Here is a 22,676-nt window from a genome sequence, read left to right as displayed (position 1 = left end):
CCTTAATTGGGCACGTACGGATCTGTGAGGGGCAAGGGGCACAATCCAAGACGGAAAGGCCCCGCCTACTCGACTATTTGAGCTGCATGGACTGTTTGTTGTGTGCAGGGGGAACTACAGGATCATATTCGCCAGATAATCTTCCTGTTTAGCAAAACGCAGTAAAATAGAGGACCGTAGTTTCCCCTAACTTGCAGAAATGTTGATTTTCTGAACAATAAGAGACCATAGTTCCCCCCCACTCGCGCCATACGCCTTTTACGCAGCAAAAAAGACCGCTGCACTCCCGTGCAAGGGCGGTCTTCTTTCGATTAGTTCCGGCATCACCAAGAAAAAAGTTTTATCAATTTTCTAATTTCGAGCTGATCGGCGAGCTTCTTCAAATCTTTGGCCAGTTTGGACAGCTTTTTATTTTGCTCACAAACGTAGACCAACTGCCGCACCCTCATCAAAAGTTCATCCACATACAGATGATAAGTGGCATCATTCCATTTGAGGAAATTGTTCAGCACGGCTTTCCCCAATCTGCTGACGATTTCGGCAAAAGTGGAAGAATCTTTGAATAAATCCTTCTCTCTAGCCAGTAATGTTGCGTCTATCCAATCGCACTGACACCCCATTCGTGACAAAAGCGTGTTGGTTAATTGCGTAGGATGCTTGCGGAAAGAGCATAACGGCTCTTTCAGAAATACCGCATGCTTGTTGGCAAGCACGGCGATCCAGGAGGCGACATCGACATTGTTAAACGCTTGTTTTCCGCCAAAGGTGCCGAAAGGCTCCACCAGATCGGATTTTCGAAAAAGCACCGTTGTCGGCTCGCCAATGTAGTTTTTCGTGTCGGTCAGCATGCTTTTGATAGCAGCTTTCCCATTGATCGGGATCTTTTTATTCGTCGATAATGGAAAAGGCGGATCGGGAAAGATGCGTACCGGCTTCCCCAGATCATCAATGATTTGTTTCCGCGAGGTCACGAGTCCGATTTGCGGGTCTTCGATCAGATAAGGAACCATGAGCTCGATTTTTCTGGGATGAAACAAGTCGTCATCCATTAAATAGTTGACATATTCGCCTGATGCGAGATGGAAGCATTTATGCTGGTTGGCAATAGGACCGATATTCGTTTCGTTCCTTACATACTTGATGGTGAAGCCGCCAGGTGGGGGCAAGTACGATTGCACCACTTGCTCTGTTGCATCATCCCGACTGTTATCGCAAATGATAATTTCAATATGAGAATACGTTTGGTTTAGAGCGCTGAGCAGCGCTTGTTCCAGATACTGCGGACGCTCATAGGTGGGCAGCAAAATGCTTACAAGTGGTGTCATCGTACTCCTCCTTTTACACCATGTCTAGCCTGAGCCGCGGCTTACCAGATTTTCCAGGGAGCATGTCCCGACTCCCAAATTTTCTGCAAATGCTGTTGATCCCGCAGCGTATCCATGGCATACCAGAAATCGTCATGCTTATAGGCATGCAGTTGGCCTGAGGCAGCTAATTGCTCTAAGGGCTCCTTTTCAAAATGGACCGGGTCTCCCTCGATATAATCAAAAACTTGAGGCTGCAAAACAAAGAATCCGCCGTTCACCCAACCGCCTTCGCCTTTCGGCTTTTCCTGGAATTTGGTGATTTCATTGCCCTTGCCGAAAACAAGGGAACCAAATCTGGCCGTAGGCTGCACGGCTGTGAGTGTGGCGAATTTGCCGTGATCCTGATGAAATTTGACAACTTGGGGAATATTGACGTTCGTCAGTCCGTCCCCATACGTTAAAAGGAAAGGCTCGTCACCGATATATTTCTGAATTCGCTTAATGCGTCCACCGGTCATCGTCTCATCGCCTGTGTGTACAAGCGTAATTTGCCATGGCTCCGCCGGCGACGACAAGTACTGCGTGGCGTTTGTTTGCAAATCAATTTTCATATCGACTTCGTTCATATAATAATTAGCAAAAAAGTCTTTAATTACGTGACCTTTATATCCCAGGCAAATAATAAACTCATGATATCCGTATGAGGAGTAGATTTTCATAATATGCCATAGAATAGGCTTTTCACCGATGGCAATCATAGGTTTAGGCTTAGTAACGGTTTCTTCGCGAAATCTTGTGCCAAGTCCACCAGCTAGAATTACGACTTTCATCCTCATTCCTCCTTTCTATGCTTCTAAAACTAGCTTGCTATATCATATGTAAAGCGCATGGAATTGACAGAGACAGTTATAAATAGATAACTATAAATGTGCTTGCGGCTAGGGGGATTTCTGAAATTGGATGGTTGAAAAAGAGCCGAAGTGGTGGATGAAAGATCATCCGCATTTCGTTATAATGAGTTCATCAGGTGATCAAATAAACCAAAATGGGGTAGTCACAATGAACATGTATATGTACTATGCGATATTCTCGCTTATCTTGGTGTTCGGATTAGTTACAACGTTTATGGTTGGATTTTCTCGGAAAAATCGGGAAGGGGATACCAGCTATTTTCAAAAGACGGGGGTAAAATGGGCCAGGCTCACCTCTTTCTACGTCGTTGCGATCGTAGCAGGCTTGTTGGCGTTGATTGCTTATATCAGGTATTTGATTCAATAGGAGTTTGATTCAATGAGGAAGACCTCGTCTTTGCAGCTCGATAGCAAAGACGAGGTTTTTTTATTTGGTAAAATGAAAACTCTTTAACACTACCACACTTGTATGGTAGTATGGTAATAACATCAGGAAATTGGAGGTGAAGCCAACATTGTTTATCAAACCCATCATTAGTACAACGCGCGATGCCGTTTATCATGCGCTGAAAGAGCAAATTCTTATGCTGGATTTGCTGCCGGGTACCGGAATTTCGGAGAAGGAAATCTCCGTGCAATTCGGTGTGAGCCGGACTCCGGTGCGCGAGAGCTTCGTTCAACTGTCCCAAGAAGGACTGCTTGATATTTATCCGCAGCGTGGCACGGTCGTGTCGCTGATCGATTTGGAGCGTGTGGAAGAGGCGCGCTTTATCCGGGAACAGCTGGAGCGGGCCGTCATTATGCTGGCTTGTGAAAGCTTTCCGCAGGAGTCGCTGCAGCAGCTCCGCTCGAATTTGGCTTATCAGCAAGTGTCGATGCGGGAGAAAGATTTCAAGAAGATGTTCGAGCTTGATGAAGCGTTCCACCGAACGATCTTTGAAGGGTGCAAGAAGCTGAATACATGGGCTGTCATCCAGCAAGTGAACGTTCATCTTAACCGAACCCGCATGCTTAGACTCGCGGCAGATCACAGATGGGATGAGCTGTATGAGCAGCATCAACAGATGGTAGAAGCGATTGAGGGGCACGAAAGCGGCAAGGCTGAGCAATTAATAAACACGCATCTTCACCTCACGATTGCAGATCAAACCGTCTTGAAAGAGAAATTTCCGACATACTTCAAAGAATGAATGGCAGGGAGGCACAAAGACGATGAAAATGGTTTTTCGCTGGTTTGGCGAAGGCAACGACACCGTGACGCTTGGGCAAATCAAGCAAATTCCCGGCGTAGAGGGGATTGTTTGGGCGCTGCATGACGTTCCGGCCGGTGAAGAGTGGCCGATGGATAAAATCATGCAGATTAAGGAAGCCGCGGACAAAGCGGGTCTTCACATGAAGGTTGTCGAAAGCGTCAACATTCATGAGGATATTAAGCTGGGACTTCCAAGCCGCGATATCTACATAGATAATTATAAGAAGACGATTGCGAAGCTGGCGAAGGTCGGCGTGAAGGTGATCTGCTATAATTTCATGCCGGTTTTTGATTGGGTGCGAACAGATCTCCATAAGGAATTGGAGGACGGCTCAACCGCACTGTTTTATGAAAAAGAGAAAGTCGCCCATCTCAACTTAGACGAGCAGGTGAAAAGGATTAACGCGAATCCGAATTTCACCATGCCGGGCTGGGAACCGGAGCGGCTGGAGCGTCTCAGCGAATTGTTCGAAGCCTACAAGGATGTGACGGAAGAGCATCTTTGGGCCAACGCCAAATATTTTCTCGATGAAATTATCCCGTTTGCTGCCGAGCACGATATTCGCATGGCGATCCATCCGGACGATCCGCCTTGGCCGATCTTCGGACTGCCGCGGCTCATTACCGGTCAAGCGAATATTCGCCGTTATTTAGGACTCGTTGACAGTCCGTACAACGGTCTGACGATGTGCAGCGGATCGCTTGGCGCGAACCCCGCGAACGATATCGTGTCTATCGTGCATGAGTTCGCAGACCGGATTCCTTTTGCGCATATTCGCAATGTTCGCGTGTATGACAACGGAGACTTTATAGAAACATCCCACCGCACAACAGATGGCACAGTAGATATCGCAGGCATTGTGAATGCGCTGTCGGAGTACGATTATGAGGGTTTCTGCCGCCCGGACCACGGCCGGCATATATGGGGCGAGCAGTGCAGACCCGGGTACGGGCTTTATGACCGCGCGCTCGGCATCATGTATTTATGGGGATTATGGGACGCTAACCGCAGACATTCACTCGGGGAAAGGAAGGTCGACTAAACATGAAGGGCATTACGCAATTTCCTGCTTTGCAAGGCAAAGTTGTCGTTATTACAGGAGGAGCCGGCGTCCTGTGCCGGGTTATGGCGCTTGAGCTGGCTCGTCAAGGTGGACGGATCGCGATTTTGAACCGGTCCGTGGAGAAAGGGCAGGAGGTTGTTGCTGAGATTGCCGCTGCAGGCGGCGATGCCATCGCGTTGTCATGCGACGTGACGGATGCAGAAAGCGTGGCCAAAGCGGCGGAAACGGTTCTGGAGCTCCTTGGACCTTGCGATATCCTGATCAATGGAGCCGGAGGCAATCATGCCAGTGCGAATACGACGAACGAAATCTTCAAATTGGAAGATTTAACTAATCCGGACATTCAAACATTCTACGATTTAAGCGTAACAGGGTTCCGCAATGTGCTTGACTTGAACTTTGTCGGAACGTTGATTCCGACGCAAATTTTTACGAAACAGATGATCGGGCGGCCAGACGTGACGGTCATCAATATTTCATCTATGAGCGCGCCTTCGCCGATGACCAAAGTGCCGGCCTACAGCGCTGCGAAAGCAGCCATCGACAACTTCACGCAGTGGCTGGCCGTGCATATGGCGGAAAGCGGCATTCGCGTCAACGCGATTGCGCCGGGCTTCTTCTTGACGAAGCAGAACGAGAAGCTGCTGCTGAAGGAAGATGGCACGCTCACCGAGCGCTCGCACAAGATCATCTCCCATACGCCGATGCGCCGCTTCGGCAAGCCTGAGGATCTGCTCGGTACGCTGCTATGGCTGACGGACCCTAACTTGTCCGGCTTCGTGACGGGCGCCACAATTCCGGTGGACGGCGGGTTTATGGCTTATTCGGGCGTATAAAATTAGGACACGGATAAGGAGTTAAGCAAAGATAGGCTGCTTAACTCCTCTTTTTGCATTTACAACGTAACAATGTTATGTTACATTGTTTGTGAAGGAGGGCTGCGAATTGGATGAGGAATTGATTTCAAAGAAAGACTTATTGGAATTAACAGGCATATCTTATGGTCAATTATATCGTTGGAAGCGCAAAAACTTGCTGCCCGAAGAATGGTTTATCCGGAAATCGGCGTTTACGGGGCAGGAAACGTTTTTCCCCAAGGGCCAGATGCTTGCCAGAATCGATAAAATTAAAAATATGAAAGATGATCTGTCGCTCGACGAATTGGCCGAAGTATTCTCGCCGGTTCCGACAGATCTGCGTATAGATGCAAATGAATTAATAAAACGAAACATTGTTTCGAATATAGCCGCGGAATATGCGGAGCCTTTCTTGGGACCCGCTGCGGTCTACAGCTTCGAGCAATTCTTATATTTGTATTTGCTTGACTACTGCTTGCAATCCGGCGAGATGAATCTGGATGAAGGCAAGCACTTGCTTCAGACGCTCAGCGAGAACTACCCCCGATTTGAGGGGAAGCCTTCTGACTTGATTTTTATACGAAAAATGGGCATGTCTTTGTTCGTGCTCGTGTCATCGGGCAGCGAGCTGTATGCGGAGAATAGTGCGAAAGTCGTGTTCCGGGTTCACATGGCCAAGAAAGTGGAAGAGCTGAAGATGAGAATAACAGCGATATGAAGGAGGAAATAGGATGCGTTCAGATGGCAGCCGCAACCTGATCATCAACGGAATAGGCTCTTCCAACGGAGGCACCGTACGGAATGCCAAAATTGACGGCGTCGGCAAAGTAGACGGTGACATCGCGTGTACCGACTTTATTTTGAATGGCCGAGTGGAAGTAATGGGCAGTGTGAAAGCCGAAAGCGCGGAAATGAATGGATCGGCGGTCATTGCAGGGGATTTGCTTGCCGCACGCACGCGCATCCAGGGGAGAGTCCGGATCGAGGGCGATTTTGACGGGGGAAGCCTGGAAGTGAATGGAACCCTTATAGTCAAAGGGAGCTGCGAGGCGGAAACGTTCAACGCGACCGGGAAGCTGCAGTTGGGCGCCTTGAACGCGGATGCCATTCATATCACCGTTCACGGAAACAGCTCCGTTGCCGAAATTGGCGGGGAAACGATCCGCATTCGCAAACAGCCCGGCATTGATTTTGCCAAATGGCTGAACGTGCTGCCTTTGCCTTTTGGCAATAGGCTTACGGCGGAAATGATAGAAGGAGATCACATTGAGCTCGCCTATACAACGGCTGAAGTAGTCCGGGGCGCGAATGTGAAAATCGGTCCTGGTTGTGAGATTGGACTGGTTGAATATACGTTGAAGTTCGATCAAGACAAAAGTGCTGTCGTTAAGCAGTATAAGAAAGTATAAAATCCGGATACGAAGGGAGGAAAGCAGGATGAAAGGAAATCTCACGATTACGGGCAGTTCAACGGCCACAGGCGGCCAGTATGATAAAGTGAAAATTGTCGGCGATGGCATAATCGAAGGGGACGTTCAGTGCAATCTGCTAAGATGCATAGGCACCTTGGAAATGGACGGCAGCTTGAAAGCCGAGCGCATGAGTGTCGTAGGGACTTGTTCATGGACCGGCGGCCTTCAAGGGGAGGCTCTCAAAGTTTCAGGGACGGTGACGGTTGGCGGCGATGCCAGCATTGGCAGGATCAGCGGCTCTGGGGCCGTAGAAGCGCGAGGCGACCTGTACAGTGACCGGCTGGAGCTGAAAGGGCAGTTGGTGACAGCCGGCGACTGTGAAGCGGAGGTGTTCAAATCCAGAGGCATGTTTGAAGTCGGCGGTTTGTTGAATGCCGGGGAGCTGGATATCAAGCTGTACCGGATTTCGAGCGCGAAGGAAATTGGCGGCGAAAAAATAAGGATTCGGAAGGCGAGTGTGCTGAGCCCGTACAGTTTCTTTTTCATGCCGGCTTCCGATGCGCAGTTAACGGCGGATGTCATTGAAGGGGATGACATTGATCTGGAGCATACGAAAGCCAGGATCGTTCGCGGAAATCGCGTGACCATAGGCGCAGGCTGCGAGATCGAGCTGGTGGAGTACAAGGAAAGTTTGCAGCAGAAGAAGGGCGCTGTCATTCACGCCAACTATAAAAAATAATCGTACGGCAGAAAGGAAAAAACGGTATGAGCTCTGGCTTTCGTGATGTTATCGCAACTGAGGAACAATTTGAAGAATTACGATCGATTTGCGGCGGCTATCCAAGCCAGCGGGCTGCGGATAAAGTTATTTCCGTATTGGATCATCATTGCCGGGCGTTTATTGCCAAATCTCCATTCGTAGCTTTGGCTACTTCCCATCGCAATGGGCAATGCGACGTTTCCCCGCGGGGCGATGCCCCTGGGTTTGTACGCGTCCTTGACGAGCATCGGCTGTTTATTCCGGAACGTACGGGCAATCGGAGAATGGATTCGATCCAAAATATGTTGACGAATCCTCATATCGGACTTCTATTTTTTATCCCGGGATTAGGGGAGACGCTCAGGGTCAATGGCAAAGCCTGTGTAACCCGCGATCCGGAGCTGCTTGAGCAAAGCGCCGTGAACGGACGCAGCCCGTTATTCGGCATAGGCGTTGAGGTGGAAGAGTGTTACATCCACTGCGCCAAAGCATTTATACGATCGGGGCTATGGTCGCCGGAGTCCTGGAGCTCCCAAACGGAACTGCCCTCCGTTCCGCAAATGTTGATGGACCATGCGCAAATCTCCAATACGACAGCGGAACAAGTGGCCAAAGAATTGAATGAAAGCTATACGAATAGGCTTTATTGACCCGTGGACTGCCGTGATTAACGGCAGTTTTTTTGCAGATAAGAAAGCGACGAAGAAGTCGGTTATCATTGTTTGCAATGGGGAAAGAGGGAATGTTAAGAAAAATTTACAATTCAAAAGTGAAACCCGTGCAACCTTTTTTGTAACCTCTCCGTTTATTTAATTGACCCAAGAGGGTTATAAAAAATAATCAGTTAAAAGGAGAGAAGTTACTGTGAAAAAAATAGCTACTGCAACTTTGTCATCAATCATTTTGGGAGCCCTGACTTTTAATACTGCATTTGCCTTTTCGGATGTCGAAAGCGGACAAGCTGAGGCTATTAACGCTTTATATGATCGCGGAGTAGTAAGCGGCGTGGATCACCAACATTTTGCGCCGAAAAATAAAATCAGCTATGCCCAAACCGTTCAAATCATCGTGAAAGGCTTGGATCTGAACTTGGATCTGCTGCGCTTCGTCAAGAAGCCGGTTGCATCGGATTATTTTACAAATATTCCGAATGACGCTTGGTATGCCGATGCGTTCATCATCGCGCATTACAATGGCGTGGAAATTCCGAAGGATGTCAATCCGAACGCAACAATCACCCGCGAGCAATTCGGAGATTTGTTGATTCGCGCTCTTGAGAAGAAGGGCAACTTCCCCATGATCAAAATCGCGCCTGCAGACATTAAGGATGCGGACCAAATTACGCCGGAGTATCAAGGCGCTCTGCAGCGTATGCTGGTGTATAAAATTGCCGCGCTCGATAATAATGGCAAGTTGAATCCGAAGGCGGAGCTAACGCGCGGTGAAGCGGCAACTTGGGTTTACAACGCAAGCAAGGTGCTGGCTGCGCATGCGCAGAAACCGGCACCGACAGAGAGCATCGCGGTAAATGTTGAAAAAGTGACTGACGACGTCAATAAAGTGACGCTGTCGCGCGAAACCAAACCTACCGGAGGCTACGGGATTGAAATTACGGGCATCCAATTCCAGCAGGACGGCCGCGCGATCATTACGTATACGCTGACAGATCCTCAGCCGGACTCTATGAATGCGCAAGTCATTACCGAACCTAAAGCGGTAACGTATGTGTCTTCCAAATACAAAGCTGTGGCTGAGCCAGCCTCCAAATAAGAACGACAAAAGTGCTTCCTCATTATGAGCGAAGCACTTTTTTTTGCATGAGCGACAACTAAATTATAGAAAGGCTATCCCAAAGCAGATTTCTGCATCTGGGACAACCTTCCACGTGACAATCTTTCCAACAATTACCGATGTTCGATAAGGTCAATAGCCCCCAAAACGACATGAGCCAGTCCGAATCCCAGCACACCGGTTGCTGCAATTTTATACTTGCTTCTAAGCAGCGAAGCAGCAGAAGCTGTTACGACAGTTCCAAGCACAGCAGGGATTAAACCTTCACGCATGTGTATCACTCCCATTGGTTTTTTTGGAAAGACAAAGCTTAGTGTAGAACAATCCGCTCAAAATTATCCGCCAGAAACAAAGGGAATACGCGGCACACAAGGTATGAAGATGGAAGCAGCACGCCAAAAAAACGGTTGCAAAAGGCCGGGGATCCACTTATGATAGAATTGAATTCATGAAATTACTTATTAATTAATAAAATTATTAATTTAAGGGGCGGATTTCTGTGGCTAACCGGATTACGATTAACGCCGACAGGGCGAAAGGCACCATTAATCGCAATATTTACGGACATTTCTCCGAGCATCTGGGGCGCTGTATTTACGAGGGCCTATGGGTCGGCGAAGATTCCGAGATTCCTAACACGAATGGGATTCGCAACGATGTTGCGGCCGCATTGAAACAGATGAAAATCCCTGTGCTCAGATGGCCGGGCGGATGTTTTGCGGACGAGTATCACTGGAAGGACGGCATTGGTCCCAAAGAAAACCGGAAACGGATGATTAATACGCATTGGGGCGGTGTGGTGGAAAATAATCATTTCGGAACGCATGAGTTTATGATGCTCTGCGAGATGCTGGAGTGCGAACCCTACATCAATGGAAATGTCGGTAGCGGCACCGTTCAGGAAATGTCGGAGTGGGTGGAATATTTGACTTTCGAGGGTGTGTCCCCAATGGCGGAGATGCGCGCGGCCAACGGACGTACAGAGCCGTGGAAGGTGAAATACTTCGGAGTGGGCAATGAGAATTGGGGCTGCGGCGGCAATATGCGGCCGGAATATTATGCGGACCTGTACCGCCAGTTCCAAACCTATGTCCGTAATTACGGAAGCAATCGTATACATAAAGTTGCCTGCGGTCCTAATTCGGACGACTATCATTGGATGGAAACGCTGATGAAGCAGGCTCATCGTTACATGGATTCGATCACGCTGCACTATTACACGGTTCCGGGTGAATCTTGGCAGGAGAAGGGGGCGGCAACCGGTTTTCCGGAAGAGATGTGGCATGTCACGATGAAGAAAGCTCTGTTCATGGAGGAGCTGATTCGTAAGCAGTCGGCCATCATGGATCAGTACGATCCGGAGAAACGAATCGGGCTGCTCGTCGACGAATGGGGAACATGGCACGATGTGGAGCCGGGAACGAATCCGGGCTTCCTGTATCAGCAGAACACAATCCGCGACGCGCTTGTCGCAGGGATTTCATTGCATATTTTCAATGCGCACTGTGACCGCGTGCAGATGGCGAATATCGCACAATTAGTGAATGTGCTGCAAGCCGTTATTTTGACCGAAGGGGAGAAAATGGTGCTCACGCCAACCTATCATGTCTTCGACATGTACAAGGTTCATCAGGACGCCGAGCTGCTGGATATTCACGAGTCCATTGCGGAGTTGGGTGAAGGTCAGCAGGCAATTCCGCAAATATCCGTCTCTGCTTCCAAGGATGCCAAGGGTCGGATTCATATCAGCTTATGCAATCTGGATCATCAAGCAGGCTCGAAAGTTGAACTGGAGCTGCGCGGCTTGGCAGGCACAACTGTCTTGATTAAAGGGACGACCTTGACTTCGGATGCGATCGACGGCCACAACACATTCGAAGAGGCAAATAGAGTGGCGCCGACGGAGTTCACAGCGTTCACCTTGGACGGCCAGCTGCTCCATGCGGAGCTTCCTCCGATGTCCGTTACGGTTTTGGAAGTCGTCGCGGAGTAGGCATGGATGCTTGAGAATCGGGCGTGCAAAGGGTGCCGGGAAGAGTTTAAGGTTACGGAAGCGCAAATTGACAGGATGCTTCAAGCGCCTATGTTTCAGTCGGAGGAGGCGTGCGTGCCTGATTCAGTTTACCGCGAGCGGTTAAGCATGTGCAGCAGGTGTCCGAAGCTGCTGAGCGGCAATACGTGCTCGCTATGCGGATGCATTGTGCGGGTGGCCGCCAAACTGAAAGCCAAAAGCTGCCCGTATCCGGGAGCTGCCAGGTGGCAGCGCTATATGGATTAGAGCAAAACAGGAGGCTGTCTCGAAGTCTGAAAAGACGTAAGAGATGGCCTCCTGCACGTTATTAATTTATTTCTTAATCAGCTTCAATTGTAAAGCTTGTTCTTCCGTCAAGATGAATTCCTCTTTGGGCCAAATCTCCTCATCCTTGTCTCTGCCGAAGAGACGAAGAATCTCAGTCCATACACCTTTTTCAATAGCTTCCGCGGCTGAAATCATAATTTTCAAACAAACCGCCTCCTCATATTGTTTCTATAAGTGTAGTAGCTCCTTCTGTTTCACATGCTCCTCTCCCCAAGCGCACATGGCATCCAAAATCGGTTTAAATGACCAACCATAGGGGGTTAACGAATAAACAACTTTGGGCGGCACTTGCTCATAGCTTGTTCTTTTCACCATGCCGTCCTGCTCAAGCTCGCGCAATTGCTGGGTCAGCATTTTTTGGGTAATATCGGGCATTAATCTCTTTAATTCGCTTGTTCGTTTGTCGCCTTTGTCCAGATGGCAGAGGATGACGACTTTCCATTTGCCGCCGATTACATCAAGCGTAGCTTCAACGGGAACATTATAAGGCATAGCTAACCTCCGTAAAAATGATAGGAACTTATAAGTGTCTATAGTACTTTGTAGTATCTATATCACTTCAAAGTGCGTACTTATCAAAAAGTTCGTGTGCTCCTATAATAACACTCAGACAACAAAAGTGAAATGTTGTTGCAGGTCACACTCATTCATATAGGAGGATACTATGAGCCAAACAATTACACCATCTGCATCTATACAAAAAGAAAAGCTGCTTACCGGCAAATGGGCGCTCCTTGCGCTTGCCATCAGCGCTTTCGGCATTGGTACGACGGAATTTGTCCCGGTCGGTCTGCTTGCATCCATTGCGGATGACTTGCATATCGGCATTACGCTGGCCGGGCTTCTTATTTCAGGCTATGCCATCGGGGTCGCGCTTGGCGCGCCAATCCTCACCGCATTGACCAATCGGATGAACCGCAAGACATTGCTCATGGTTCTAATGGTCATTTTCATTATCGGCAACGCCGCAGCTGCGCTTTCCACTTCGTTCACGCTATTACTGGTCGGACGTTTCATTACGGCGTTCTCCCATGGCGTCTTCTTCTCGATTGGCGCCACGATCGCCGTTCAGCTCGTGCCGCCGCAGAAAAAGGCCAGTGCCATCGCCTTGATGTTTACCGGTCTTACGGTTGCGACAGTTACCGGCGTGCCTCTCGGAACGTTTATCGGGCAATCGTTCGGTTGGAGAGCGACGTTTTGGGGAGTCGCCATACTGGGTGTGATTGCGCTCATCGCAAGTGCAGTGCTCATTCCTAAAAACTTGAAGCAATCGCCTCCCGCTAAATTTTCAGATATCATGCGCCTGTTAACAAATTCACGTTTGATTTTGGGATATGCCATCACAGCGCTCGGATATGGTGGAACATTCGTTGCTTTTACGTATTTAACCCCGATTTTGCAAGATGTAACAGGACTTAATCAACATATCGTCTCGATCGTTCTGCTCGTTTATGGGATCGCGGTGGCTATCGGCAATTCGGTTGGCGGAAAATGGGCCAATCAGAATCCGCTTCGCGCCTTATTTTGGATGTTTATCGTTCACGCGGCAATTTTGATCGTGCTCACATTTATGCTGCCATTCAAAGTGGCCGGATTGATCGGCGTGTTTCTGATGGGGCTGCTCGCGTTCATGAACGTGCCGGGTCTTCAATTAAATATCGTTCAGCTTGCCGAAAAGTATGTGCCTTCCGCAGTGGACGTTGCTTCCGCTCTAAATATCGCCGCGTTCAACGTTGGGATTGCCGTAGGTTCTATTGTAGGCGGAGTCGTTGTCGATTCCATCGGACTTAAGCACACACCGTGGATCGGTGGATTGATGGTCCTTGTCGCCGTGATCCTCACGGGCGTATCCGCCAAGCTGGAGAGAAAATAATCAGGTTAACGATAAGATCAATAGCAGGGGACTCTCCATGATGATGGAAAGTCCCCTGATGCTTTTCTACCGCTTGGCCTCGTCAATAAAATAATTACCAATAAACCCTCGTTTGTTCGGTATAATAGATGCAGCAAGTTGTAGGATTTCAATAAACGGAGGATTGAAATGAACATCGCGAAAAAAGTAACATGGCTGGAGCTTTTTTATGACCTGCTGTTTGTAGCGGCGGTTTCTAAGGCCACACATGTGCTGCTTCATGCCGAACACGAGTCGATTGCGCCTGAATACATCATCAAGTTTGTGCTGATTTTTATTCCCATCTGGTGGGCTTGGGTAGGACAAACGCTGTTTAATAACCGTTACGGTCAAGATGTCTTCACTCACCGGATCTACATGATCCTGCAGTTGTTTTTTGTGCTGATCATGACATTTAGTCTGTCTACGGATTTTGATCGTTACTACGTTCCGTTCTTCATCGGATACATAGGCTCGAGGGTGCTGACAGCTCTCCAGTATTTAGCTGTTCAAAAAGGGGAAGTTTCTCACCGGGCTGCGACAGCGCGATTTCTGGGAACACGGTTTTGGATCGGAATCGTGATTTCGGGCGCCTCTTTATTTTTCGATTCATGGGTACGATATTTAATTCTATACGCTGGAATCGCCGTAGATGTCTTTCTGCCGCTCCTCGGCAGACGGTTCTTGGTGCATACGCCCATCAATACACATCATTTGTTGGAGCGTTTTGCCTTGTTTACTCTCATTCTCCTAGGCGAATCCGTAGTGAGCACGTTAGCTGTTTTACAAACTAGCAACGGCACTTTGGCATCGATTTTGTTTGCGGCATTGGCTTTTATTCTAGTTATTGCGATTTGGTGGCAATATTTTGAGAATATCGAGAGAAAGGTGAATAAGGAGCTGCAAACGGCCGGACAGACGATTATTTATGGCCATTTGCTCGTTTATTTATCTCTGAGCACAATCGCGGCATCGATTCAGCTTTTATTTTTGGAGCAATTGGACTACTTCTTCATGCTGGGCATGGTGTTTCTATCGGTTCTGCTGTACTTTGCCTCGACGACACTCATTTTTCATCGGTACAGGCATAAACATCTTCAATTGAAGCCGGTTCATTTGGCCTTATTTTTAGGAATACTTGGTGGATTTTTTGTGCTGGATATATTTGTGGTTGTACCGAACTATGCGATCATTGGTGAAATGGCGCTGTTTTTTGTGGTGTATGCGAGATTAGCGAGCCGTTAGATGACGCAAGAAGAACTAGATTATTTAGTATAATGTCACAATTGATAGCTCAAAGAGGCTGTGCTATACTCTAGGAAACTTTTGGAAATCCGAAAGAAACAAGGGAGAAAGAGGAGGATCGACGCACATGTCAGCATGGATTGGACAAGGGGATGTCGTTTTATTTCAAGGGGACAGTATTACAGATGCTGGACGTATTCGTGACAATGAAAATGATTTAGGCAAAGGCTATGCGCTGATGGCAGCAGCCCAATTTTCGGCGAAATACCCGGAGAAACAGGTGCAATTCCTCAATCGGGGCATTTCTGGCAATCGTGTCGTGGATCTGCAGCAGCGTTGGGATCAGGATTGCTTGAATTTGAAGCCTAACTTAGTCTCTATCTATATCGGGATTAACGATACTTGGAGACGTTATGACCGTAACGACCCGACGTCGACAGATAAATTTGAAACCGGTTACCGTGACCTGCTCGCGCAAACGGCGGAATCAGGCGCGAAGATTGTACTCATCGAGCCTTTTGTGCTTCCGGTGCCAGAAGACCGCAAGCTGTGGAGAGAAGATCTGGATCCGAAAATCACGGTAGTCCGCGAGTTAGCCAGAGAGTTCGACGCACGTCTTGTGTGCTTAGACGGTTTATTCGCGCAAGCATCTACGCGGGCTGATAGTGCGTTCTGGGCGCCGGACGGCGTACATCCGTCCCCTGCCGGACATGCGCTGATCGCCAAAGCTTGGCTGCAGGCTGTCGGGGCCATCGAATAAATTAGAGAGAAAGGCTTCACGCTAGCAGCGTGGAGCCTTTTTGTTTGCTCTACAACTCGCAAAAAATGGAGGATTTCGACAATTTTTGTCGAATGCTAGTCTGTGCAGCATGAAGCTGAGAACATTGTGATGGGTAGAGGTGAGGGGCGAATGAATAAACTTTTTGATGAAAGCTTACTCCTACACATGCTGGATCATATTGAAGACTCAATTTACATCATGAGCGTGGATGGAACCGATTTGAAATACTACTATTTGAACCGGGCAGCCACACAGTTTAGTGGGATTACGATGGAGGCCGTCGGGCAGACATTTTTTGATGCGAATCCAAGCCATATGGCGAAATATTTATATAAGAAATACATCAGGGTCGTTAACGAGCGGCGAACGATTAAGTATGAGGATGGCTTTATTTTGCCGAACGGGATGTTAAGCGGGGAAAGTATTTTGACTCCTATTTTTGACGACCACGATCGTCTGACATATATTATCACCGTCACGCGCGACATTACCGAACGCAAAATACATGAGAATTTGCTTTATGATTACGCTTATCATGACGAGCTCAGCAGGTTGTACAACAGGAGATATTTATTCGAACATGTAATAAGTCCGGCAGCGTTGTTTTTGCTTGACTTGGACTATTTTAAAAATATAAATGATATGTTCGGACATGACGTTGGCGATACCGTTCTCGTAGAGGTCGCGAATCGTCTCAGTCAACAATTTGGCGATAAGTATACGTTGGTCCGTCTAGGCGGAGACGAATTTATTGTTGTAGCCGATCACATCCATGAACCGGTGGAGCAGACGGCAGAGGCTATTATTCAACTGTTTCAGCAAGCGTTCAACGTAAAGGACCGGCAAATGAAGATCAGCGCAAGCATCGGGGTCTCTAAGCGAGAGGATCATGAGACGATTCAGATTCTTCTCAAGCAAGCCGATATTGCGCTGTATAAAGCGAAAGGCGCCGGAAGAAAAAGATTTCATATTTACGAAGCCGCTTTCAAGTACGATCATATTGAGAATTTCATTAACGAGCTGGAACTTTCCCATGCAATTGAAAAAGAAGAGCTTGATATACAATATCAACTGATCTATCATCCGGTGCAGGAAACGGTCATTGGCGCGGAAGCGCTTTTGAGATGGCATAGCGAGAGCCGCGGCACTGTCCAGCCGAGCAGCTTTATTCCGGTAGCGGAGGAAACGGGATTGATTGTCGATATCGGTTACTGGGTTATCCGCCGGGCTTGCCGGGATTGGCACTTGTTAAAAGAGGACTATGGCTCCGAATTTAAAGTCTCGGTTAACATTTCCAGGGTACAGTTGAATGAAAAAGATTTCGTTCAGCAGATTTTGCGAATCTTAAAGGAAGAGCATGTCGCTCCCGGATCTGTGGAACTGGAAATTACAGAGAGCACGACGATGCATTCCATGCAGGATGTCCAGCAAACGTTGCGCCAGCTGCGCGGAAGCGGCTTTACGGTTGCGCTGGATGATTTCGGAACAGGATACTCGTCATTAAGCATGCTCACTTTGCTGCCGATCGATAAGCTGAAAATCGACAGATCGTTCATCGCGGATGGCAATGTACCGCTAATTTCAGCGATGCTGGCCATGGCCAACGCACTTCATTTGCAGGTAATCGCCGAGGGCATTGAAACCTATGAGCAGTATATCATGCTGAAGGACATGGCGTGCTGGGGGATACAGGGCTATTTTATCAATAAGCCGGCTGATCTTGCCCTTCTGCCCAAGCCATCGGAAATAATCGTTCATGAGGCTAAAAGCTAGTTACTTCGAAGTAACTTATTTTCTAACACCAGCGAATCAGTTATACTCGTTGAGGTAGAGGATGCTAAGATGCTAAGGAGGCTTGTATCATGAGTACCAATCATAAAATTGGCGGCGGCGGCTTTCATCATGTCGCGTTAAGGGCGAATGACTTTGAAGCGACGGTTAAATTTTACACGGAGGGCCTCGGTTTTACAGAAACGAACAGCTGGGGCGAAGGCGATAAACGAGTTGTTTTGCTGGACACCGGTGACGGTAATTATATGGAAGTTTTCGCTGGCGGCTCCGGCGAACCGAAATCGGAAGGCTCCTACTTTCATGTAGCTTTCCGCAGCAATGATGTTGATAAAGCCGTAGCCGCGGCTGTTGCTGCCGGCGCGACAGTGACGGTGGAACCTAAAGATGCAGTTTTGGGCAACCATCCTCCGACACCTGTTCGGATTGCATTTGTCAAAGGGTTGAACGGTGAAATTCTTGAGTTTTTCCAAAGCACGGGAGAAAACCAGCTGTAATGAGAGAGCCCTCCATTCGGATATGGAGGGCTCATTGCGTTCCAACCCACGCTTTTTGCAATCGAGAAAGGGTATGGTACAATTTTTGGGAATGAAAAGCATGTTGGAGGTAGTCGATGAAAGCATTACTATTTGAACGGTTTGGCGGGCCCGAGGTACTGCAGTATGCAGATGTTCCGGAGCCTGGCTTAGAACCTGGACATATTCTGGTTAGAACCAAAGCAATCGGGCTTAACTTTGCCGATGTTTACCGGAGACGTGGGAATTATCATTTGGCGGGAAAACCGCCTTTCATTCTGGGCTATGAGGGAGCGGGTATCGTGGAGCGGGTGGCAGCGGATGTGGAGCATCTCCAAGCCGGCGACCGTATCGCCTTCTGCGACGTTCCTTTCGCCAACAGCGAATTAGTCGCTGTGCCTGTTGACCGGGCTATCCCGGTGCCGGCCGATATTGCATTTGAACAGGCAGCGGCTATTCTGCTTCAAGGAATGACGGCTCATTACTTAGTCAACGACAGCTACCCGGTACAAGCCGGCGATGATATCGTCGTTCACGCGGCAGCAGGCGGTGTAGGTCAAATTTTGATTCAGCTTGCCAAAAGCAAAGGAGCCCGGGTCATTGGTTTGACCTCATCGGAAGCCAAAAAAACTGTCGCGCTGAAGGCAGGCGCCGACGTCGTATTCGGCTACGATCAAGCGTGGGCGCAAGAGGTGATCCGCTTCACGGAGGGGAAACAGGGTGCGGACGCCGTTTACGATTCCGTGGGATCGACGCTGATGGACAGCTTTGCGGCTGTACGAACGAAGGGGACGGTCGTTTTCTATGGCATGGCCGGCGGAGATCCGCCGCATGTTGATCCGCGAATGCTTATGGACACCTCGAAGACGCTGACCGGCGGCGATTTGTGGAACCATGTGACCACGCTGGCTAATCGAATCGAGCGGGCAGAGGCGCTGTTCCAGGCGCTGCGCGAGGGCATTATTCAGTTGGGCGGGATAACAACTTTCCCTCTGAAGGATGGCGCTGAGGCTCACCGCGTGATTGAGAGCAGACAGAGCACGGGGAAAATCCTGCTCATTCCGTAGCCATAGTCTTATAAGTGAAATTATGGGAGAAATTCCTTCTAATTTGACTGCAGAAGCTTGTTAGAACCAATTAACTGGCAAACCTCCTTCTATTTGCACCGATTTCGCGGGAATCTACGAAGTCCGGTGGAATTAAAGGGAGGTTATTCTTCTATTTTCCTACGAGATTCCCATTCGAGTAATTTAAAGGTAAATTTTCCAGTTATCTACATCTGCCTTCCTCATATCCCCCAACTCCTCCTCGGACAGCCCATAATATACCCAAGTCTATACAAAGAAAGTCCCTATGCAATCGTATTAGAATCGGGTATCGTGTTGTGGATTGACACAACGCAGATGGAAACGAGGATATGAGGATGCATCTATGGAAAAAGCTATCGGACATCAAGCTGCCCTTTTGGGTGATGTTTCTGAATACGTTCAGCATGGCGGTCGGGTTCTATATGATGATTCCGTTGCTCGCCTCTTACTTGCTGCACGATTTGCTGCTAAGCGTGACGATCGTCGGTGTGATTTCGGCGATTCGCAGCTTTAGCCAGCAGGGCCTTTCTGCCTTGTGCGGCACAATTGCCGACCGGATTGGCTATAAGCGGACGATTATGATCGGGTTGTTCATCCGCACGTTTGGTTTCGGCATGTTCGGCTTCGTCAGTCATGTGCCGGGGTTGATTATCGCGTGCTTCTTCTCCGGGCTAGGCGCAGCGCTGTTTCAACCGGCGAGTTATGCGTACTACGCAGCGCTCTCGACGCCGCAAAACAGGATCACGGTGTATGCGATTCGCGAAATGCTTAGCAACATGGGATTTGTCGTGGGACCGGTTCTCGGCGCTCTGCTCATGGGGTTCCATTTCAAATATGTCAGCCTGACGGCGACGCTGATCTTTGTCTTTTCTTTTTTGCTGAGTCTGTTTCTATTGCCGCATATTAATAAGGAAGGGATGCAGCTGCAGGACGCCCGAATGTGGACGCAGATGAAAAAAGTGCTTCAAAACCGGCCCTTTCGCCGCTTTATGGTGTTCACCATGATGTCGTGGTCGCTCGTCGCACAGCTGTATATTGCCGTTCCGTTTCGCGTGAATCAGATTGCCCCCGGAGCTAATATCGGCCTAATCTACTCCTGCGGCGCCGCCCTGATGGTGCTGCTGCAGGTGCCGTTTGCCAAGCTGGGCCATGCCAAAATGCAGCCCTTCGGCGTGCTGTCGCTCGCGACGCTGCTCCTTGCGTCAGGGCTATTCACGATCGGAGTGACAAGTTCCATGGTCGGGATTTATGCGGGGGTCATTGCGTTTATGATTGGACAAGTGTTTCTGCAGCCGATGATGAATACGATGGTATCCGAGTTTGCCGGGACCGGAAGTGTAGCCAGCTATTTCGGTTTTAACAGCTTTGCCCTGTCGATCGGTGCGATGATCGGTAATGTAGGCGGCGGTTATTTGTACGATTTGGGAACGGTGCTTGGCTGGAGCGCGCTTCCTTGGATCGCCTTCCTGCTGTTTGGACTTATCAATATTTTCTTTATGCTAAAAGAACAAGGGAGCCGAACGGACGCGCGGATGGCGCGGATGTGATAGGGACTTGGCGATGCTTATCTCGCCAGGTCTTCTTTTTATTTTGAACATATAGTCCATGCACTTGCTCATTCTATACATTCTACCTCGGCTGAAAGCATGCTATCCTGAGTCTATGAGACAACCAAGGGAGGCAAGAATTCGCTATGAGCACGAACAAGTTGAATATTGGTGTCATCGGAGCAGGCTCGATTTCCGAAATGCACTTTGAGTCTTACGCGAAGCAAGCTAACGCCAATTTATACGCCGTATGCGATCTAAATCGCCAAAGAGCAGAGGAAAAAGCAGCAAAGTATAACCTGGAGCATGTCTACACCGACTATCGCGAGCTGCTAGCCAATCCTGAGATCGATGCCGTCAGCATTTGCACATGGAATAATACGCATGCCGAAATCAGCATAGCGGCTTTGCGCGCAGGCAAGCATGTTTTGGTAGAGAAGCCGCTGTGCAAAACTGTTGAAGAAGCGCTGCGCATTCAAGAGGCCGTGCATGAAACGGGAAAAACGCTGCAGGTAGGTTTCGTACGCAGATACGACGCCAATGCCCAACTCGTTAAAACATTTGTAGACAACGATAACTTAGGCGAAGTTTATTATGCCAAAGCCTCCTGTCTTCGCCGTTTAGGCAATCCGGGCGGCTGGTTTGCGGATTCGGAGCGCTCCGGCGGCGGACCTTTGATTGATATCGGTGTGCATGTCATCGACCTGTGCTGGTATTTGATGGGCAGACCGAAGCCGGTTTCCGTCAGCGGCAATACGTATAATAAGCTTGGCAACCGTGCGAATGTGCGCAATCTTTCCTTCTATAAAGCAGCCGATTATGATGTTGATCACAATACGGTTGAAGATATGGCAAACGCTTTAATCCGCTTTGAAAACGGAGCTTCCCTCCTCGTCGATGTCAGCTTTACGCTGCATGCCAAAAAGGATGAGATCGCAGTTAAGCTGTACGGAGATAAAGGCGGCGTGGAAATCGAGCCTGAGCTCGTTTTTGTAACGGAAATGCATGATACGATCTTGAATGTATCCCCGCAAACGGATGCCAAGTCGATCAATGTGCCGCAAGCTTTTCAAAATGAAATCAATCACTTTATCGAGAGCTGTCAAACGGGGAATGCGCCGATTAGTCCTGTCGAAGACGGGGTTAACATGATGAAAATCTTGTGCGGCATTTATGAATCGGCAGCCAAAGGTCAAGAAATTAAATTATAGTCCGTTGGGAACAAGCATGGAGGTACTTATATGAAATTAGGGGTTAGTACGTATAGTTTATTTCAAGCGCTGAAGTCCGGCGAAATGGATATAATGGCGGTCATTGACTGGATCGCGGATCAAGGCGGCGAGCATGTGGAAATTGTGCCGCTGGGCTTTGATTTACCGGGTAATTTCGAACTGGCTGACCAGATTCGGCAAAAGGCGGAGTCGCGCGGCATCGAAATTTCCAATTACGCGATTGGCGCTAATTTTTTGAGTGATTCCGAAGAGGCTTACCTCAAGGAAATTGAGCGGGTCAAAGGTGAAGTCGATCTTGCCGCTAGACTTGGCGTCAAAAAAATGCGGCATGACGTTGCGCAAAGCGCGGACCGCTCCATCGCGAATTTCAACAGGGAGCTTGGGCGTATGGCTGAGGCCTGCCGTCAAATCGCCGATTATGCGCTGACTTACGGCATCACGACTAGTGTTGAAAACCATGGTTACTTTGTCCAGCAGAGCGACCGGGTTCAAGCGTTAATCCAAACTGTAGACCGTCCGAATTTCCGGACAACTTTGGATGTAGGCAATTTCATGTGTGCCGACGAGAATTCGGTTGCCGCGGTGAAGAATAACATTTCTTTCGCTTCAATGGTTCATGTGAAAGACTTTTATTTGCGTCCGTCGCACCAAAATCCGGGTCAAGGCTGGTTCCAGACCTTGCAGGGCAATTATTTGCGCGGGGCTATTGCGGGACATGGCGATATCGATATGCGAGCAGTGCTGCGCGTTATCAAAAGCTCTGGCTATGACGGCTACATTTCCTTGGAATTCGAAGGGATGGAAGAGTGCAAAACGGGCACGTTGATCGGGTTGCAAAATATTAAAAGATTATGGGAAGATATGGAATAGGCAGCA

General features: G+C 48.8%; 25 protein-coding genes. 20 read left to right on the top strand and 5 right to left on the bottom strand.

Features of this window, described 5'->3' with window-relative positions:
- Nucleotides 1-323: 323 nt before the first annotated feature.
- Nucleotides 324-1,325, bottom strand: coding sequence for a glycosyltransferase family 2 protein (locus AC3WRW_RS13695; protein ID WP_492546862.1), 1,002 nt, complete (start codon nucleotides 1,323-1,325; stop codon nucleotides 324-326).
- Between the two features lie 41 nt (nucleotides 1,326-1,366).
- The gene (gene rfbF / locus AC3WRW_RS13690; protein WP_492546861.1) at nucleotides 1,367-2,137 is read right to left on the bottom strand and encodes a glucose-1-phosphate cytidylyltransferase; all 771 of its coding nucleotides are present in this window, start codon (nucleotides 2,135-2,137) and stop codon (nucleotides 1,367-1,369) included.
- 229 nt (nucleotides 2,138-2,366) lie between these two features.
- Between rfbF and AC3WRW_RS13685 the strand changes: the two genes are divergently transcribed.
- From AC3WRW_RS13685 to AC3WRW_RS13645, 9 genes are all read left to right on the top strand, one after another.
- Entirely contained in the window at nucleotides 2,367-2,585 is a 219-nt protein-coding gene (locus tag AC3WRW_RS13685) for a hypothetical protein (RefSeq protein ID WP_492546860.1), read from the top strand.
- A 148-nt stretch (nucleotides 2,586-2,733) separates the two neighbouring features.
- Nucleotides 2,734-3,408 (top strand): GntR family transcriptional regulator, encoded by a 675-nt coding sequence (locus AC3WRW_RS13680; RefSeq protein ID WP_492546859.1) that lies wholly within the window; start codon nucleotides 2,734-2,736, stop codon nucleotides 3,406-3,408.
- A gap of 22 nt (nucleotides 3,409-3,430) precedes the next feature.
- Complete coding sequence (gene uxuA / locus AC3WRW_RS13675) at nucleotides 3,431-4,513, top strand: mannonate dehydratase (protein WP_492546858.1); 1,083 nt, start codon at nucleotides 3,431-3,433, stop codon at nucleotides 4,511-4,513.
- 2 nt (nucleotides 4,514-4,515) lie between these two features.
- Nucleotides 4,516-5,370, top strand: coding sequence for an SDR family oxidoreductase (locus AC3WRW_RS13670; RefSeq protein WP_492546857.1), 855 nt, complete (start codon nucleotides 4,516-4,518; stop codon nucleotides 5,368-5,370).
- 109 nt (nucleotides 5,371-5,479) lie between these two features.
- Nucleotides 5,480-6,109, top strand: a complete 630-nt coding sequence (locus AC3WRW_RS13665) for a YhbD family protein (RefSeq protein ID WP_492546856.1) — start codon at nucleotides 5,480-5,482, stop codon at nucleotides 6,107-6,109.
- 13 nt (nucleotides 6,110-6,122) lie between these two features.
- Nucleotides 6,123-6,800, top strand: a complete 678-nt coding sequence (locus AC3WRW_RS13660; protein WP_492546855.1) for a polymer-forming cytoskeletal protein — start codon at nucleotides 6,123-6,125, stop codon at nucleotides 6,798-6,800.
- Between the two features lie 28 nt (nucleotides 6,801-6,828).
- A complete protein-coding gene (locus tag AC3WRW_RS13655; protein WP_492546854.1) occupies nucleotides 6,829-7,542 on the top strand; it encodes a hypothetical protein in 714 nt (237 codons plus the stop codon).
- Nucleotides 7,543-7,568: 26 nt separating this feature from the next.
- Nucleotides 7,569-8,213 (top strand): pyridoxamine 5'-phosphate oxidase family protein, encoded by a 645-nt coding sequence (locus tag AC3WRW_RS13650; protein WP_492546853.1) that lies wholly within the window; start codon nucleotides 7,569-7,571, stop codon nucleotides 8,211-8,213.
- 214 nt (nucleotides 8,214-8,427) lie between these two features.
- Entirely contained in the window at nucleotides 8,428-9,333 is a 906-nt protein-coding gene (locus tag AC3WRW_RS13645; RefSeq protein ID WP_492546852.1) for an S-layer homology domain-containing protein, read from the top strand.
- A gap of 134 nt (nucleotides 9,334-9,467) precedes the next feature.
- Here AC3WRW_RS13645 and AC3WRW_RS13640 read toward each other — a convergent pair whose 3' ends face one another.
- Nucleotides 9,468-9,626 carry an asparagine synthase gene (locus AC3WRW_RS13640; RefSeq protein ID WP_492546851.1) on the bottom strand — a complete coding sequence of 53 codons (159 nt, stop codon included), beginning with the start codon at nucleotides 9,624-9,626 and terminating at the stop codon, nucleotides 9,468-9,470.
- Between the two features lie 227 nt (nucleotides 9,627-9,853).
- On the opposite strand from AC3WRW_RS13640, the gene AC3WRW_RS13635 reads away from it, so the two are divergent.
- Nucleotides 9,854-11,347 carry an alpha-N-arabinofuranosidase gene (locus tag AC3WRW_RS13635; protein ID WP_492546850.1) on the top strand — a complete coding sequence of 498 codons (1,494 nt, stop codon included), beginning with the start codon at nucleotides 9,854-9,856 and terminating at the stop codon, nucleotides 11,345-11,347.
- Nucleotides 11,348-11,353: 6 nt separating this feature from the next.
- Entirely contained in the window at nucleotides 11,354-11,632 is a 279-nt protein-coding gene (locus AC3WRW_RS13630) for a DUF6171 family protein (RefSeq protein ID WP_492546849.1), read from the top strand.
- Nucleotides 11,633-11,698: 66 nt separating this feature from the next.
- Here AC3WRW_RS13630 and AC3WRW_RS13625 read toward each other — a convergent pair whose 3' ends face one another.
- Both AC3WRW_RS13625 and AC3WRW_RS13620 read right to left on the bottom strand, forming a co-directional pair.
- Nucleotides 11,699-11,857, bottom strand: coding sequence for a hypothetical protein (locus AC3WRW_RS13625; protein ID WP_171684900.1), 159 nt, complete (start codon nucleotides 11,855-11,857; stop codon nucleotides 11,699-11,701).
- A 24-nt stretch (nucleotides 11,858-11,881) separates the two neighbouring features.
- Nucleotides 11,882-12,205, bottom strand: a complete 324-nt coding sequence (locus tag AC3WRW_RS13620) for a winged helix-turn-helix transcriptional regulator (RefSeq protein ID WP_171684899.1) — start codon at nucleotides 12,203-12,205, stop codon at nucleotides 11,882-11,884.
- Between the two features lie 172 nt (nucleotides 12,206-12,377).
- Between AC3WRW_RS13620 and AC3WRW_RS13615 the strand changes: the two genes are divergently transcribed.
- The 9 genes from AC3WRW_RS13615 (at nucleotide 12,378) to AC3WRW_RS13575 (ending at nucleotide 22,670) form a co-directional block, all read left to right on the top strand.
- Entirely contained in the window at nucleotides 12,378-13,586 is a 1,209-nt protein-coding gene (locus AC3WRW_RS13615) for an MFS transporter (RefSeq protein WP_492546848.1), read from the top strand.
- Nucleotides 13,587-13,754: 168 nt separating this feature from the next.
- Nucleotides 13,755-14,849: a low temperature requirement protein A gene (locus AC3WRW_RS13610; protein WP_492546847.1), complete on the top strand. Its 1,095-nt coding sequence runs from the start codon at nucleotides 13,755-13,757 to the stop codon at nucleotides 14,847-14,849.
- A gap of 127 nt (nucleotides 14,850-14,976) precedes the next feature.
- Complete coding sequence (locus AC3WRW_RS13605; protein ID WP_492546846.1) at nucleotides 14,977-15,609, top strand: SGNH/GDSL hydrolase family protein; 633 nt, start codon at nucleotides 14,977-14,979, stop codon at nucleotides 15,607-15,609.
- Between the two features lie 150 nt (nucleotides 15,610-15,759).
- Complete coding sequence (locus tag AC3WRW_RS13600; protein WP_492546845.1) at nucleotides 15,760-17,403, top strand: putative bifunctional diguanylate cyclase/phosphodiesterase; 1,644 nt, start codon at nucleotides 15,760-15,762, stop codon at nucleotides 17,401-17,403.
- A gap of 89 nt (nucleotides 17,404-17,492) precedes the next feature.
- Complete coding sequence (locus AC3WRW_RS13595; protein WP_492546844.1) at nucleotides 17,493-17,915, top strand: VOC family protein; 423 nt, start codon at nucleotides 17,493-17,495, stop codon at nucleotides 17,913-17,915.
- Between the two features lie 116 nt (nucleotides 17,916-18,031).
- Entirely contained in the window at nucleotides 18,032-19,000 is a 969-nt protein-coding gene (locus AC3WRW_RS13590; RefSeq protein ID WP_492546843.1) for a quinone oxidoreductase family protein, read from the top strand.
- 356 nt (nucleotides 19,001-19,356) lie between these two features.
- A complete protein-coding gene (locus tag AC3WRW_RS13585) occupies nucleotides 19,357-20,568 on the top strand; it encodes an MFS transporter (RefSeq protein WP_492546842.1) in 1,212 nt (403 codons plus the stop codon).
- A 146-nt stretch (nucleotides 20,569-20,714) separates the two neighbouring features.
- Nucleotides 20,715-21,779: a Gfo/Idh/MocA family protein gene (locus AC3WRW_RS13580; RefSeq protein ID WP_492546841.1), complete on the top strand. Its 1,065-nt coding sequence runs from the start codon at nucleotides 20,715-20,717 to the stop codon at nucleotides 21,777-21,779.
- Between the two features lie 30 nt (nucleotides 21,780-21,809).
- Entirely contained in the window at nucleotides 21,810-22,670 is an 861-nt protein-coding gene (locus AC3WRW_RS13575; protein WP_492546840.1) for a sugar phosphate isomerase/epimerase family protein, read from the top strand.
- Nucleotides 22,671-22,676: the final 6 nt, after the last annotated feature.

It is taken from the genome of Paenibacillus sp. FW126-R14 (genome assembly GCF_058789495.1).
The sequence above is the reverse complement of the archived record's forward strand: the minus strand, read 5'-3'. Positions and strand labels throughout refer to the sequence as shown.